This window comes from Pseudoalteromonas sp. bablab_jr010, from assembly GCF_016464105.1.
GTDB lineage: Bacteria > Pseudomonadota > Gammaproteobacteria > Enterobacterales > Alteromonadaceae > Pseudoalteromonas > Pseudoalteromonas simplex.
Map to the genome: position 1 here is coordinate 1 of NZ_JACDWV010000047.1, position 15,803 is coordinate 15,803.

Consider the following 15,803-nt stretch of genomic DNA (forward strand, 5'->3'; position numbering starts at 1 on the left):
AAATCTGGAAATCATTTCCTTATCTGAAAAACCAATTTTGGAAAGAGAAAACATTTTGGTCAGATGGGTACTTTGTGTGTTCTGTAGGGAATGCAAGCGCAGAGACTATACGAAAATATATCCAAGAGCAGGGGTGACACCTATTCATCCCCGCGACATCACTTTGTTCTGATCACGGGGTTTTCTCGGTGAGTTTAGATAAAAAGTAATTTTTTAAAAATATTAGATTTTTTTTGCCTCTATATGTTGCGTATATCTGTACATTATTAAGCATACATATGGAGGCTTTTATGTTTACAAACCAGAATAAATACTCAAAATATCAAAACTCAAAGTGGTTTATCATTGCCATTTTACTTTGCTCTATTTTATCAATAGTTTATTTGCAATTACGTCACCCCGCTGACAACTCTAGTGTAGATCCAACTTTTGACTGCTCAACTATTATCGATCACTTTAATGACAAGCTTAACCAAGGTACATTTCTGTTCTCTGAACCGGTTACTTGGAACGGCCAATTTATTCCTGTTGAGAGTTATGCTGGAATAAACCTTAAAAGTTTAAGCAGCGAGTATGCTGATGGTTTAGTTTTATATTGGCTTTATCGTATAAAGTTTGCCTCTACTGAAGAGACTGGTGTCATAAAAGACAGTTTTGAGGCTGTAAAATCATTACCTTATGACATCAACGAAGCTAATTTAGAATTCTTAGATTGTAGCCTAACTGAAAAATGTGATTATAAAAAACTTATAAATAACTTCAGCCACTCAGCTTGGGTGCCATTTTGGGCAATGAAGGCAGATATTGAGTATGTTAAGAGCAAAAGTGATGAACTAAATGAGCTTAACATTTCTGCTGTTAGTGACTTAGAGTTTTTCGAGCTTCGTAACAATGCCGATCATGCTGAAATCATACCACCAGCACTTGCTGACTACTTAATAACCATACCTTTTTATCTGAATTGCGAAACCAACAATCAAGAGCTTTTGATGTACTTATACGAGGTCAAAACTAGGTTTCCCCAGCTAAGCACGATAGTTGATGAGTTCATGAGTATGGCTTCAGCTAACCAGTGCGAGTTAGTGTAGGAGAGGAATAAAGATTCATACTAAAAGCTACTATCAAGTCCAAATCAAGCTACAACTGAATATTAAAGTATCATACTCTTGTAACTCTCTTCTGGACATTTTCGATTTTGGAATGGCTGCGTATCGATTGCGATCGCAGCCATTTTAGTATGATATTTTAATACTCTCTCACAGTGAGTTGGCAATAGATAGATGCTATAAAATGGATGTCTTTAACTTAGCTGCTTTATACTATTATTACTTAAAGTTCTAGTTTTGGTTATCAGCTAAAGACTTAATAGCTTTTTTGATAGAAAACGGCCTCAACTCATCGTTAGAAAAGTGAACTTTGAAGCAAGGGTGAGTTGCCCAAGCTCCTTCTACATGGCGCTTTTCATATGTGACACTGAAGCCTGTTATCAACCTGCCATTTAATTCATATCCGGGCGAATTATCACAGTACCGTTCAAAAACATCTTAAAGACTCAAAGAGTTCGCCATTCTGTATTGTACCCTCTGGTGACAGCTCTACAAATACTTGCTCTTAATGATCAAGTTATTATCGTTAACCTAATTGCTGTCATCACGCAATATAGTTTCATACTGAGCAGGGCTGCAGCTCTGGTGTTTTGGTTTGGAAATTTGGAGCTGGGAAAGATAGATTCATACTGGACTTAGGTAACAGCTTATATTCTTGCTCGATTCAAATTATAAAGTTTCATACTAAACCTGAAATATTTACCACCTTAACGAAACAAAACAGTGAAAAACTAAAACAAACTACTTGTTTCGTAGAACAAGCAACAAGAACTGGTAAAGTTTTACTGCTACAAGTTGCCTCCTAGCAGTATGAAACTTTATTGTTCACCCACAACAGTTGATTTTTAACAAAAAAATAAGCATGGCACGCCTTGCTTTTTCCTTACAAATGTCACTGCCGCCTCCTGTATCTAGGCAGTTCTAAGCAACCAAAGTACTAACTAACCTGAGCTGCACATAAGAAATGGAACTAAATGCCCTTGCGGTGCTCAGATCTTTCGACCAAGAAATATAAGATTACCGAGGCAAGGGCATGAATAACTTAGATGCAATTATAACTTAGATGCAATTTACGTAGATGTCGATGATTTTTGTTTATTGTTTGAACCTCAATGGCTTAAGCACCTAATATCAACAGGTGAAAAGCAACGCATTAAACCATCCCGCCTATCTTCTAGCGAAGTCATGACTAGATTGATTGCTTTTCATCAATCAGGTTACCGCGACTTTAAAACTTACTACACCAAATTTGTTTGCCAGTATTGGCGACATTATTCTCCTGATTTAGTTAGTTATACACGTATGTTGAAGTTGTTAGGCTACCTTACCCGCTCTATGTAGCTACTTAAAGCAGCGCTTTGATAAGCCAACAGGCATTGCATTTATCGATTCCACTTCTCTCAAGGTGTGTCACAGCATGCGTATTCCTCGCCACCAAGTTTTCGTGGGAGAAGCCAAACGAGGCAAAGGAACAATGGGCTGGTTTTATGGCTTTAAACTCCACCTCATCATGAATGATGAAGGGGGTTTACTAGCTGTAAAAGTGACAGCTGGGAATGTTGATGATAGACAGCCGGTATTAGATATGGTTGATAATGTTACAGGTAGTTTATACGCTGATAAAGGTTATATATCTGCAAACCTAAAAGCGGAACTTGCTGAGCAAGGCATTGATTTTATTACAGGTCAACGAAGTAATATGAAACGTCAGCCAATATCATCTTGGGATAGAGCGATGTTATCAAAGCGTTTCATCATTGAAACAGTTTTCGACCAGCTGAAAAATATGGCTCAAATAGACCACACAAGGCACCGCAGCTGCATCTCATTTATGGTTAATTTAATGGCTGGATTAATTGCCTATACCTTTCAGACTAAAAAGCCGAGTATAAAAGTGACTCGGCTTTAATTCTTATACAGATCTGAGGTACCACGCCCTTCTTTAATCCTCTTACGATACTGCACCTCAGTATGGCCAATCTTCCTAGACATATTATACCGCTATAACTTATTGAAAATTCAGCATAGCTAGAGTGAAAGTGTGATGCAAGCACCTCAGAGTCAAACTATATACTTTCTAAATGACTTAACTATCTGAAAATATAAAATTAAAGATCGCGCTCAATTCTCATCATTAACTTTGAAGATAGGTTTTCTTCTTCAGTTCAGCACGAAAAAATCTCTATGACATGATGTTACTACTTTAAATAAGTAGAGCAAGGCAAGAACATGGCATCAGCAAATCTAAAAGTTCAAGAAACAGAAAAACCCACAGAATGGCTTAACACTATTCTGCCTGCATACGATGATTTAGGTAATCCAAACTTTTTGGACTCTAATGGTGATCTTGTTGAAGGTATTTATAGCGGTGTGCCAAATTCTGTTTACCACGAATTAGATGCTCATAGCTCATCTCTGATTAAAGAGTTAGCGAAAAACACACCAGCTCATGTATTTCGTCAATATTTTTCTAATGAGGAAAGAAAACGAACTGCTGCACAAAGAAACACTCTTGATACTGGCACTTATGGTCATGAGTTAATATTAGAGCCAATTGGTTTTTATGATCGCTATTTCCGTGTACCTCTTGCCATTGAGTATCCTACAGCGCTTCACACAAGTGCTGAGCTAAAGGACGCATTAAAAGCCGCAGGTCAAAAGGCCTCAGGCACTAAATCAGAGTTAGTTAAGCGCTTGTTAGATGCTAAACCAAACACCCTAATTTTTGATGATTTGATTGCGAAATCCATAATAAAAGGCGCTGGAGTCAAAGCCTACAACGAAGCTGTAAAAATGGTCGAAAATAATAAGTGTTCTAGCCTATTAGCTGCTTTCAACGATGGAGCGCTTTCACACATAACCCATAAGACACCAATAGATGGTTTAGTCTGGGATGACGCCCATAGAATTTTGGATACATTCAAATCTCACGCTAGAGCTAAGCGATTAATTTCAAATGGTTTTGCGGAACTTACTGTAATAGCGCGAGATCCTGACTCTGGATTAATGCTTAAAGTAAAATTCGATTACATTAACAAGCATGCAATTGCCAGTGATGTTAAGTCTACTCGTTCAGCCAATCCAAATAAGTTTAGATTCCAATGCCGAGACCTTCGATATGACGTTCAAGAGAGTTTCTATAAGTATGTTGCGAATTTAGCAGGTATTCCCGTTAAATTGTTTGCTTTTATCGGTGTTGAATATTTAGAGGCTGATATATGCGAGATTTTTGAGTTGAAACGTACCCGCCAGATGATTGCTCATAATGACATGAAGAAAGCAATTGCAACTCTTAAAGAATGTTTAGATAGCGAAAACTGGTATGGATACACCAAAAACGATGAGGTCGTTGTTATTGACTGGTAATAAGCGCGATTTTTTAAATCAAATATTCTAATTACATATCCAAGTTCAACGGTGAGCGTTATGAGTTTATCACTTCAAGAATATCAAAATTTATTGTATGGAAAATTAACAGCATGCAAAGGCCAGTTTGATGCTTATCTTTCCGAAAATGGTTATAAGCTTGACTTTAATACAGAGCTAAACTACGTCTATCAAATCGTTATGTCTGGATTAAACGTAGAATACAGCTTCCCGTACACTCCAGTTGAGTCCGTAATCAGTTCATTTTTAAAAGCTGCAAAAATAGGCCTTTCACTTTGCCCTACTGAGCAGCTTTGCTTTTTAAAAACTGAGTATAGTGAATCATCAGGCCAATATGTGACTCAATTAGGATTAGGCTACAAGGGAATTCTTAAACTTGCTTACCGTTCTGGAAAAGTAAAACAAATTAATGCGAATGTTTTTTATGAAAAAGACACTTTCCAATACAACGGTGTAAATTCAAAAGTTACCCACACTACAACCGTTCTATCTAAAGCAATGCGTGGACAATTAGCCGGTGGCTATTGTCAAACTGAGCTAATTGATGGTTCTTTTAAGACTACAGTTATGCCTCCTGAAGAAATTTTAGCTATTGAAGAGCAAGGTAAGGTGATGGGCAATGAAGCGTGGCTTTCAGTGCATGTGGATCAAATGAGGGAGAAAACCCTTATTAAACGTCACTGGAAGACCCTCTGCCCTTGTATTTATAGAGATAGTGTTATGAATGACCCAATGTTGTTTGATGATCAAGATTGTCAGCACAGCTCCAATCAGCAAGCTTATGAAGAACAATTCGAAAGTGCTTATTCACGTGAGGCGTACTAATGTTATCAGTTCAAATTGAAAAGCTAATCAAATCTGCTTCAGACAATATTAAACAGTGGGAAACATTGTTCAACTTGGCTTCACATTCTCATTATTCCGCTTTGATTAAAGAGTGCGCCCTAGATGACGTTATTGCGACAATTAAAGATGTGGATATTTTGATCGGCTCTCTGAGTCCTGAGCTGCTTAACCTAGTAAACATAAGAGTTAGGAAACATCCCTACACTACTGCATATTGTCTGTTTCCTGCACTAAATACAGATAATGTAATTGCCTACCTTGAAACTCAAGGTATTGTAAAAAGCTATGAACTTGCAGTGGTTTATGACAACGATAAATTTTCAATTGATGTTAGCTCAAACAAAGTATCTCACGTTAAAGGCGATAGCACTCAGGAGGCTTCATACTCTGGTTGCTATTTATTATTAGAGTTTGAAAATGGTACAAGCAAAGTTTGGTATATGGATGAGTATGAAATGCACTCTGCTTTTGATGCATGGCAAAACAAAGTATTTGGGGGTATGGATGTATTCAACAATACACTTGAATGGGCTGGTTTTGCATTAATTCTTCGTGCCTTGAAAACACTGGACATGCAGGATAGCGTAATTAGCCATCCAATCTTACCCGTTTTAAAAAGCCGATTAACTTCATATTACTCTGATTTCTTTAAGTACTACAAAGAGGCCAATAACGATAAGTTTGCTAGCTGCGTAATTACTTCACAGTACGTATCAACAGAAGGTGGAGAACTTGAAGAAGCATTAAAAAAACTAGATGACATCATTGAACCACCTGCAAATATTATCGTACTAGGCCAACATAACCGCCAAGTGAGTAATGAAGATACCGAAATAAAAGAAGCATCAGAAGATCAGTGTGAATTTTATAACCTTGATTTTGGAGTTATCTGAATGATTAAAGTTGAGTCAGAAATTTTAATTCAAATAGCTTTTAAGGAAGTGGAAAACGGTAAACCAGTTAACTTTTGGTTTAGCCCAATTCAGCATAAATATAAGCTAAATTATGATGAAGCTGGCACCGAAATTTGTCAGATAAGTCAGCTTTCATATTTTTGGTATGGGCCTTAACAGGCGGCTCCTATTTTAGACTAAAAATAGTATAGATCTCTCAACTTATCTGACATTTGCAAAATAAGGCATGACAATTTTAATTATCCTGTATTTAAAGCGCCTTAAACTTTTCTATCATATCATTATCAATCTCATTGATTAGATTAGATGACAAACCTAAATGCTTGGCCTCATGCCTAAACGAGCGCGTTGCTTCAAATATTTCTTCAGCCATAGTCATAATCGCTTTTTTTGAAGACAACCCCGACTGAGCAGCTAGCTGATTTAGTACATTCTTTGGTGTTTGGCCATTACCACCAAAAGCCGTCATATGCTCTTTGTAAGGACTTGGGCTGTAAACAATGTCGTAGAAAGGTGATAGCGTCCAAACATCGGAGTCACTGGCAAGAAAACTGAAGTTCTTACTATGATCATCTTGGTTAACAGTTAAATAGTTAAACATGCAACGTTTAATGAGCTTCTGAGACTCTGTAACACTGCACATGATGCGCGTAGCTTTTACTAAATCCACATAGTCCAAAGAAGGTTCTCGAAAAGGGGCATCTAATAACCCACAAGCAGAAATCATATGAATTCGACCACCTTGCTCTGTGCAATCAAATCGCTCCTGCTCTAGCCAATATCTTCCATTACCCGCATCAATTAAATCAAACTCAGGAACCTCGATGCCAACATTACGAGCAATTTGCATGTAGCAATATTCAACTATTGATTCAGAGTGCTTCAAGTCAAACTTTTCTGATGTAAGCTTTACTATAAGCTTTGTGCCTTGTACGTCGTCTAATGTTGAATATTGACCATTCGCTAAACGCGTAACGTTCATTTTTGGCCTAGCACCACCCGATCCACCCGTTTTCATCAAGTGCTCAAGCAAAGCTGACTCAGTGCCTTCAAATTCTTCAATCGCAGCTCGACCGAGGGTAATAATATCAATTGAATCCTTGGACTCATCAAGTAAATCTAACTCTGGCTCATAGCTCAACGCCCCCATACATCTCTCACCTAGGTAGGCCAAACGCTCTAAAGCGGTAACTGTTTTTGGGTTCTGATTGTTCTGCCTAAATACACGATCCATGAGATAAAGACCCCAACCATCAGGGAGGCTGTCTGCAAAAACTCCATGGATGCCATAATGCGGTTTTCTAGGCGCAGCTTGTAGGCTTGTGTCTGCTTTTAAATTGAACGGGGCCAAAGAAGTAGAGTGAGCGTTTAAATACGTCTCGTCAAATTGAAAGAAGCTTTGTTGACTATTTTCAACAAGCTTGCCGACAAGCACCTTTTCACCGGTGCTAAGCTTACGCCTTACGGTTAGGGCAGATTTAAGCATGTCGTAGCACATCCTCTATTGATTTAAATTCAGGCTCACACGACTTTGTCAGCTCTTTCACTTTTTTCAAGTCTCCGACGGTCTCATAAAGCATTAGAAACTGACGCAATGAGATGTTACCAGATGATTCAAACTTTCGGATCGTCGCATAAGGCACGCCAGACAGATCGGCTAACTTCTGAACACTGAGTTTGTCTTTTTTTCGAGCTGACTTGATAAACTCTTTGAGATCCATCTGCAAATCATAAGCAGTATAAAGGGATAACATACACACCTCCAAATATGTCACTATAGTATCAATTATAGCATAAATAATGACATTATTTGTTACTATTGTGTCACATATGAAATGGTATTGAAGATTGTTTCATCAAGAGACAATATAAAAGCCATCACCGATGGTGAATAAAATTGCTGTTATAGTAACAAAAAATAAGATTATCAGTTGAATTTGTTACTATAGTATCAAAAAGTATCAAGATTAGAATTCTGCCTTATAAATTAATCTGTGTATTCACTGCTTTTAATAATTAAACCTACATCTCCCATTATTTCTGGTGGTGGCTTTGGCTTTAGGCATTGATCCTATTGGTATTAAAAAGGGTTCTACAGAGACTCTTCTAGTTAAATTTGTGTAAGAGTTGAACGGGTGAATTTAATAAAGGTTCAAAATAATTGCTACTACCAAGTCTCAATCGAGCTACAACTGAGTATTTGAGTATTAAAAATCACACTAGGGAGCTTGAGCAGTGACAATCTTGACCATAAGATAAGAAACTCATCTTTGGACAAAAACGTTTTAGAGTATTTATTTGGTAATTCCTAATCAGCCGACGTGTCAGCGGTCGGCTGCATTTTCTTGTAAGCTTTATAGTGCAATACTCTAGTGTTTACACCTAAATATTCATAAGCCGCAGCAGCCTTCATTACCAAATCTTCGTCTCTACACAGAAAAAAATGACAAAATGAAGCAACACCTGCATGCGTCATATCACTAAAGGATGCCCGAAATCTTCTATCTTTTTTCATTTTTGAATCACGATAGTAACCGAGAAAATTTAACTGGTGATAGACTGCGTTGACTTTCTCTTGAATAGTTCTTTCTCTATCCGAATCTGCTTCAAAGCTACGAGGTTTCACTCCAAAAAATGTTTCTATACCAATTCCTGAGAATTCTTCAATGCCTGATAAAATCTGCCATATTTTTTCCACCACGTTTGGCGGTTTTACATTTTTTAATATAACTGGCCCAATTCCCGTTTTGGCCTCGAACTCTGAAACTGGGGATTCGCCTCCTTCATCAAGTTCCTCTGCTACTCTCGAAGATTGACTGCTCATCAACGCAGGCAAATCTGCAATAAGCTTTTTGATACTTTCTATATGTATGGTTTCATCTAGCGCAATTTCGTCAATTCCCTCTAAAGCTTCCATCATGTACTTTTGTAAATCAACAGAACCTTGCTGAAAGATTTCTCCAAAAGACTTATCTGATTGTCCCCCGTAAAATGTCATGAGCATCTCAGACATGCCAAAATCGCCACTACAGCTTTCCGATTGATTTGCTAAAAAGCGCTTATAGGTATCACTTGCTAGATGTAGTGGCTCGCGAACATAATCCCTCTGACTTGATTACATCGTACATTTTGGACTCACATTAAGTGAGAATATGACCGGTGCCTGACTCACTTTAATTGACAATGAACTCACGCTAATCGAGAACGGGCTTGCAAACATAATCAGTCGGCTCACTTTATTTAAGAATAACGACAGTTCATAAAAATGGACGTTAAAAGATACCGTTCGTTAGTTTATGCATATAAAGCAGCCTGCGCCATTACTTATTTAAGCGTGAAAGCTTAGGTATGTATCGGTTAGTGTCAGACTTATATTTTAGAAAATCATCGCCATGCACTTTCTTCAAATAAGGCTCTTCAATTTGTCGAACAATCACTTCAATGCAAATCCAACATACAAAAGCACATGCCCAAAGCAGCAAATGTGGGAACGTTATACACACCCCTGCCCAAAATAGAAAAATACCAAAGTAAATGGGGTTGCGAGACTTTGCGTAAATCCCGTGGGTAATAAGTGCAGTCGTTTCTTGCTGGTCAACGCCAATACGCCATGAATCTCCCATTTGAATTTGAGACAACAAAGTTACAGCAATTCCGCAGGCGCCAATCAAGGAGCCGAGAAGCTGAAATGGAATTGAAGGAACAAATAGTAGGGGCGCACGTCCTAAGTAACCAAAAAGAACTAGACCAAATGCAAAGCAAAACGTAACCACGAATATAGCCCCTGGTACAATTTCTATTAATGGTGCGTTTATAGATGCTGCTCTTATACCAAAATCACCATTTCTCTTATATTGAACAAAGCTTCTACCGAGGACGGCTAGCGCCAAAAAACTACTAATTAAAATAAGCGAAACCATATCTATCCTTATCGTACATGACGTTAAGAATATGATTGTAAAGTCTATACTTAATAAAGAGTCAATAGGTACCTAAAAATCGTTCAGGTAAAACTTGGGCATTTACGAATAAATGCCCAAGAACACTACTGATCCCCTTTACTATGCACGAGTCGATAGAGTACAGGCAGCACTACCAGTGTTAGCAAGGTTGACGATATTATCCCGCCGATGACCACCGTGGCCAAAGGCCGTTGCACCTCTGCACCTATGCCCGTATTGAGCGCCATGGGCACAAATCCAAGGCTTGCCACTAGTGCTGTCATTAATACCGGACGCAAGCGAATAAGTGCCCCTTCAACAATGCTATTCACTAATTCTCCGGTTTCTAGCAAACGTTGCTTGATGAAGGACAGCATTACCAATCCGTTTAATACGGCAATCCCAGACAACGCGATAAATCCTACCGACGCGGATATGGATAAAGGCATATCCCTTAACCAAAGAGACATTACACCGCCTGTTAATGCCAAAGGGATACCTGTGAAGATAATCAACGCATCGCGTATAGAACCAAACGCAATTACCAGCATTGTCAAAATCACAAACAACGTAACCGGTACCACAATCGTCAATCGTTGACTCGCACTTTCGAGCTGCTCAAAGGTTCCACCATAGTCGAGCCAATAACCAGCAGGTAAATCTACTTCATCATTAATTCTCGCCTGAGCTTCTTCAACAAAAGTGCCAATATCTCTGTCACGCACATTTGCTGTGACAACAATACTACGTTTGCCATTCTCCCGGCTTATTTGGCTAGGTACTTCTTTAAATGCAAGTGTGGCTAATTCGCTTATTGGTACATGCTCACCAGAGGGCGTGACTATGGGAACGCTCTCAAGCTGAGTGAGTTCATTTCGAATGTCGTCGGCATATCGCACGACAATTTCAAAGCGTCTGTCGCCCTCAAAAATCATTCCAGCGGTTTCTCCACCTGTCGCAGCATTGAGCCATAACTGCAAGTCGGCTATATCCAAACCAAAGCGTGCCAATTGATCAGGCTTTGGTGTGACGGTGAAGATTGGAATGCCTTCTACCTGCTCAAGCCTCGCGTCATCAGCTCCTTCAATCGTTGAAATAACGGTCAAAATGTCAGAAGCAGATGCAAAGAGCGTATCTAAGTCATCCCCAAATAGCCTTATCCCCAAATCTGCCCTTACGCCACTAATCAATTCGTTAAAACGCATTTGTATAGGTTGCGTAAATTCATAATTATTGCCGGGCAAAGTAAACAAGTCCTCTTCAAACGTTTTCACTAACTCAGCTTTTGTCATTGATGGATCGGGCCATTGCTCCCGAGGCTTTAAAATAACAAACGTATCAGTAATGTTTGGTGGCATAGGGTCGGTGGCGACCTCACCCGTACCCGTGCGACCGAATACCGTCTGTACTTGCTCATACTGCATAAGTTTCGCTTCAAGAGTTTTTTGCATTTCAACTGCTTGTTCTACCCCAGTCCCAGGGATGCGTATCGCTTGTACTAAGATATCACCTTCATTGAGCTGGGGAATAAACTCGGAGCCTAATTTACTGCCCATCCATAAACTGCCGACAACCAAAGCACTCGCTGCTACTACCACTAGCCATCTAAAACGCAGCGCTCCGGTTAAAACAGGACGATAGACTGCCTTTGCACCTTTAATAATTGGGCTTTCTTTTTCGCTAATTTTACCTCTCATGAAAATTGCTATCGCCGCAGGCACTACGGTAAAACAAAATACCATTGCGGCAAGCAAAGCCATTATCACGGTCGCTGCCATGGGGTGGAACATTTTACCTTCGACGCCAGTGAGCGTGAACAAGGGGATATAAACAATGGTAATGATCAATACACCAAACAAACTGGGACGTATGACTTCATTAGTGGCTTCATATACAACATTCAGCCTTTCTTTGAGCGGTAGAGTAGCGCCGTTTTGTTTCTGGGATTCGGATAATCGTCTGATACAGTTTTCAACAATGATAACTGCGCCATCGACAATCAAGCCAAAATCCAGTGCGCCTAAACTCATCAAGTTAGCAGACACATCTGTTTTGACCATGCCCGATATCGTGGCAAGCATTGCCAAGGGTATTACAGCGGCGGTAATAAGTGCAGCTCGCACATTCCCAAGCAAAACGAATAGCACAACGATGACAAGTAAAGCGCCCTCGACGAGGTTTTTCTGCACTGTGTCGATGGTTTTGTCAACGAGGCTTGTCCTATCGTAAACCGCTTCAAGGATTACGCCCTCGGGTAAGCTTGTTTTAATGGTTTCGAGCTTACTGTCCACAGCTTTGGCGACCGTACGAGAGTTTTCTCCCACTAACATCATTGTCGTGCCAATCACTGTTTCTTGGCCATTTAACGTGCCGGCTCCAGAGCGCAGCTCTTTACCGAGGTTGATTTGGGCGATGTCTTGAATTTTTACCGGTACGCCATCAATGATCTTAACAACCACTTGGCCGATATCGTCAATGCCCTTAAGTTGGGCTTCCGATCTGATCAGTACTTGTTGCCCATTTTGTTCTACAAAACCAGCGCCTTGATTCGCATTGTTGCGTTCTAGCGCACTGAGAAGGTCACCTGTACTTATCCCAAAGTTTATCATTGCGACTGGATTAGGATTCACATGATATTGCTTTTCAAATCCGCCTATCGCATAAACCTCGGTCACCCCCTCAACAAGCGACAATTGGGGCTTAATTACCCAATCATGGATCTCCCTTAATGCCATAGCATCATAGGGTTGACCGTTGTCCTGTCGCGCCTGAGGCTCAGCACTTAACGAGTACATGTAAATTTCCCCCAAGCCTGTGGAGATAGGGCCCATTTCAGGGGTTAACCCTGTTGGCAATTGCGCCGCGATGGCGGTGAGACGCTCGTTGACGAGATTTCGTGCGAAATATAAATCAGTGCCCTCTTTAAACACGACTGTGACTTGCGACAAACCATAGCGTGATATCGAGCGGGTATACGATAAATTAGGCAAACCGGCCAGCGAGGTTTCAACTATAAACGTTATGCGTTGTTCAGTCTCCAAAGGCGAGTAACCTGGGGTTGCGGTATTTATCTGCACTTGCACGTTGGTGATATCAGGCACAGCATCAATCGGCAATTGTTTGTAACTGTACATACCAAAAAAGGCGACAAACAAGGCGAACAACATCATGACACCACGTCGCTCAATGGATAGACGGAGTATTGGTGCTATCATGTTCTCACCTCACCGTTTTTATGGACTTGGCTTTGCTTTTGACAATAAATGCGCAGGTAATTAGTCATCATCGCCCGCCTCCATTTTTAATAAATCAGCTTTTAGTAGATAGCTATTTTCTACAACGACTTGCTGGCCTATTTGAACGCCCTTCACAATCTCTACTAAACGGTTGTCCGTGTTCCCAAGCTTTACTTGGCGGGGGTAAAATCGCTCCCCTTCTTTGACAAAAACAATGGTTTGCCCATCTAACTCTTGTATTGAACTTTTGGGGAGAGCCAGATTGACTTCTTGGAACCCAATCTGAATATAACCCTCTACCATAGCGCCTAAAGGCCAATAACCACTGCCATTATCAACGTTCACAAACGCGATAGAATAAGGTTTGTCATCAGGTGAGGACGTAATGTGGCTTATACTTGATTGTTGCTGCAATTCCTCAAGCCTTAAAGTGACTTCCATATCAGCGGCAATTCGAGTACGTTGTTTGGGGAAAATAGCCAATTGAGCAATTGCGCGAGAGTAATTAGCAACAGAAAGCAGTACTTGACCGTTGGTGAGCTCACCATCATTGGCGTGTCTAGCTATGATTTTTCCAGACATCGGTGAGGTGATTGAGTATTGATTTAAACTCTCGTTTGACTCAATGATTGCCAGTGTGTCACCTTTTTCTACTTTATCTCCAATATTCACCATGATACGTTTTACAACACCGTCGAAGCGGGCACGAATATGACTCAGTGACGCAGGATCATGAACTATCCGCCCAAAGGTTCTGGTTGTGAGCGATAATGTTCCTGATGCGGCCGATGCAGTCACGATATCGTGTTCAAGCATCCGTTCTTGAGATAACACTACGTACTCGGGTCTTTCTTCGGCTTCCTCATCGTCATCATCAGCCAGGGCGACAGAAGCAAACAGTAAAGTAACTAGCATGACTAACATGCCAAGCAAGTCACGTGCGCTAGTAACTAATGTAAATTGTGATTTATTCATTATTTTTTCTCTATTCATTGTGATGATTGAGCAGACGTCGAGGGAGAGTCAGAAAACACGGGAATTCCCGTAAGTGCCTCTAGATCTGCGCTTCGAAGGTGAACTAAGCCTGCGGCTTTTATCATAGTTCGTTGCATATCTATGAGTTGCTGTTGCGTTGTCACCCACTCTATGTAGTTGTAGCGACCACTTTCATAGCCATCCCGCGCCAATTTCAATGCAGATTCCAATGTTGGGACGACATTGTCTTGAAGGGTCGTAACAGTGAGCAAGGCTTGGTCTTTTGCGCTAATGACTTGATTTAATTGGCGAGTAAGTTCACGAATTTTCGCTTGTTTTTGATAGTCTATACTGTCAAGCAATGCGCGCTGTTGTTCGTATTCACCTAGATTCCGCTGCTTGGTATTTAACGGCACCGAAATACTGGCGACTAACGCTGTGTCATCAATTCCCTGCATTCTTCGGATACCGGCTTCCCACGCAATGTCGAACTGCTGACTGGCCTGAACCACTCTCAATCTGGCCTCTTGTACCCGATAGTTATCAGCATAAAGCAGAACGTGTGGATTGCTTTGAAGCTGTGAAAGCATATGTTCAAGTGATAGTGAATTTGGAAACGATAACAGTGTCCCTTCAACTTCCGCAAACGCAGCGTTAGTGTCACCCCACATGATGGCCAGGTCGCGTTTATACTCATTGAGTTTTTGTTCACTTATCAATAACGACAAACGCGCCTGCGACAACGCTGACTCTGCACGTTTTTTCTCAAGTGGTGAAGAAGCCCCCGCTTCAACCCGTGTAGAGACTGTCTGAAGCATTGTGCGAGCCAGCATTTCAGCTCGTTGCTCAGTCTTGTGCAACGCTTGTTGGACAATGACATTGATATATCGTCGAGTTGTTTCACCCAAGATGTCCAGCGTGCGAATGCGCCGTTGTGTAAGCAGTTGTGCTTTTTTTGAACTCACCACATTCATTCGGCCGCTGACTTTATCTCCAAGCTCGATGACCGACGATAAGGTCAGTGTCAATTCGGCATCTTTGATACCAGACACTTCGCCTGTTCCCAACACATTTTCAACTTCAACCCCAACAGACATTTCAGGTCGTAAGCTGGCCATTTTTGATTCACCATCCAAAGCCGAAGATTTAAATTCGAACACAACTAAATCTGGGTTGTTTGATAATGTGCGTTTGAGCGCATTTTCAAGCGTGATTGAAGACTTTTGCGCATTGGCAGATTGAACAGATATGCTCATGGTTACCAGTGCAGCAGATATCAATTTCAGATACGCTGAGCTAGCTTTTTTTATGCCCAATGGGCGTGAAGAACTCATAAAAGAACCTTTTGTTCATAAGATAACGACATACATGGAAAGCACCCATGCAAACATATAGGAG

At 40.5% G+C, this 15,803-nt stretch carries 13 protein-coding genes and 1 pseudogene; 7 read left to right on the forward strand and 7 right to left on the reverse strand.

What is annotated here, in order from left to right:
• The 7 genes and pseudogenes from JIG37_RS02375 to JIG37_RS02405 all read left to right on the forward strand — a co-directional run.
• Positions 1 to 137, forward strand: a 137-nt coding sequence (locus tag JIG37_RS02375) for a transposase (RefSeq protein ID WP_199528631.1), incomplete at its 5' end; no start/stop codon positions are given.
• Positions 138 to 290: 153 nt separating this feature from the next.
• Positions 291 to 1,088 (forward strand): hypothetical protein, encoded by a 798-nt coding sequence (locus tag JIG37_RS02380; RefSeq protein ID WP_199528632.1) that lies wholly within the window; start codon positions 291 to 293, stop codon positions 1,086 to 1,088.
• Positions 1,089 to 2,174: 1,086 nt separating this feature from the next.
• A pseudogene (locus tag JIG37_RS02385) lies at positions 2,175 to 3,015 on the forward strand (IS982 family transposase).
• A 320-nt stretch (positions 3,016 to 3,335) separates the two neighbouring features.
• Entirely contained in the window at positions 3,336 to 4,472 is a 1,137-nt protein-coding gene (locus JIG37_RS02390) for a PD-(D/E)XK nuclease-like domain-containing protein (protein WP_036973838.1), read from the forward strand.
• A 60-nt stretch (positions 4,473 to 4,532) separates the two neighbouring features.
• Positions 4,533 to 5,318: a recombinase RecT gene (locus JIG37_RS02395; RefSeq protein ID WP_036973837.1), complete on the forward strand. Its 786-nt coding sequence runs from the start codon at positions 4,533 to 4,535 to the stop codon at positions 5,316 to 5,318.
• Entirely contained in the window at positions 5,318 to 6,232 is a 915-nt protein-coding gene (locus tag JIG37_RS02400; RefSeq protein ID WP_036973836.1) for a hypothetical protein, read from the forward strand. Before JIG37_RS02395 ends, JIG37_RS02400 begins: the two co-directional genes overlap by 1 nt.
• Positions 6,233 to 6,409 carry a hypothetical protein gene (locus JIG37_RS02405; protein WP_155950874.1) on the forward strand — a complete coding sequence of 59 codons (177 nt, stop codon included), beginning with the start codon at positions 6,233 to 6,235 and terminating at the stop codon, positions 6,407 to 6,409.
• Positions 6,410 to 6,503: 94 nt separating this feature from the next.
• Here the strand turns inward: JIG37_RS02405 and JIG37_RS02410 are convergent, their stop codons facing one another.
• From JIG37_RS02410 to JIG37_RS02440, 7 genes are all read right to left on the reverse strand, one after another.
• Positions 6,504 to 7,739, reverse strand: a complete 1,236-nt coding sequence (locus JIG37_RS02410) for a type II toxin-antitoxin system HipA family toxin (protein WP_036973835.1) — start codon at positions 7,737 to 7,739, stop codon at positions 6,504 to 6,506.
• Positions 7,732 to 8,007 carry a helix-turn-helix transcriptional regulator gene (locus JIG37_RS02415; protein WP_036973834.1) on the reverse strand — a complete coding sequence of 92 codons (276 nt, stop codon included), beginning with the start codon at positions 8,005 to 8,007 and terminating at the stop codon, positions 7,732 to 7,734. The genes JIG37_RS02410 and JIG37_RS02415 overlap by 8 nt, the downstream gene beginning before the upstream one ends.
• A gap of 554 nt (positions 8,008 to 8,561) precedes the next feature.
• Positions 8,562 to 9,266, reverse strand: a complete 705-nt coding sequence (locus tag JIG37_RS02420) for a hypothetical protein (RefSeq protein ID WP_051501956.1) — start codon at positions 9,264 to 9,266, stop codon at positions 8,562 to 8,564.
• A gap of 307 nt (positions 9,267 to 9,573) precedes the next feature.
• Positions 9,574 to 10,173, reverse strand: coding sequence for an isoprenylcysteine carboxylmethyltransferase family protein (locus JIG37_RS02425; protein WP_036973833.1), 600 nt, complete (start codon positions 10,171 to 10,173; stop codon positions 9,574 to 9,576).
• 125 nt (positions 10,174 to 10,298) lie between these two features.
• Positions 10,299 to 13,409 (reverse strand): CusA/CzcA family heavy metal efflux RND transporter, encoded by a 3,111-nt coding sequence (locus tag JIG37_RS02430; protein WP_004588582.1) that lies wholly within the window; start codon positions 13,407 to 13,409, stop codon positions 10,299 to 10,301.
• 60 nt (positions 13,410 to 13,469) lie between these two features.
• Positions 13,470 to 14,405, reverse strand: a complete 936-nt coding sequence (locus JIG37_RS02435) for an efflux RND transporter periplasmic adaptor subunit (protein ID WP_036973832.1) — start codon at positions 14,403 to 14,405, stop codon at positions 13,470 to 13,472.
• Positions 14,406 to 14,419: 14 nt separating this feature from the next.
• Positions 14,420 to 15,739, reverse strand: a complete 1,320-nt coding sequence (locus JIG37_RS02440; RefSeq protein ID WP_051501955.1) for a TolC family protein — start codon at positions 15,737 to 15,739, stop codon at positions 14,420 to 14,422.
• Positions 15,740 to 15,803 lie beyond the last annotated feature (64 nt).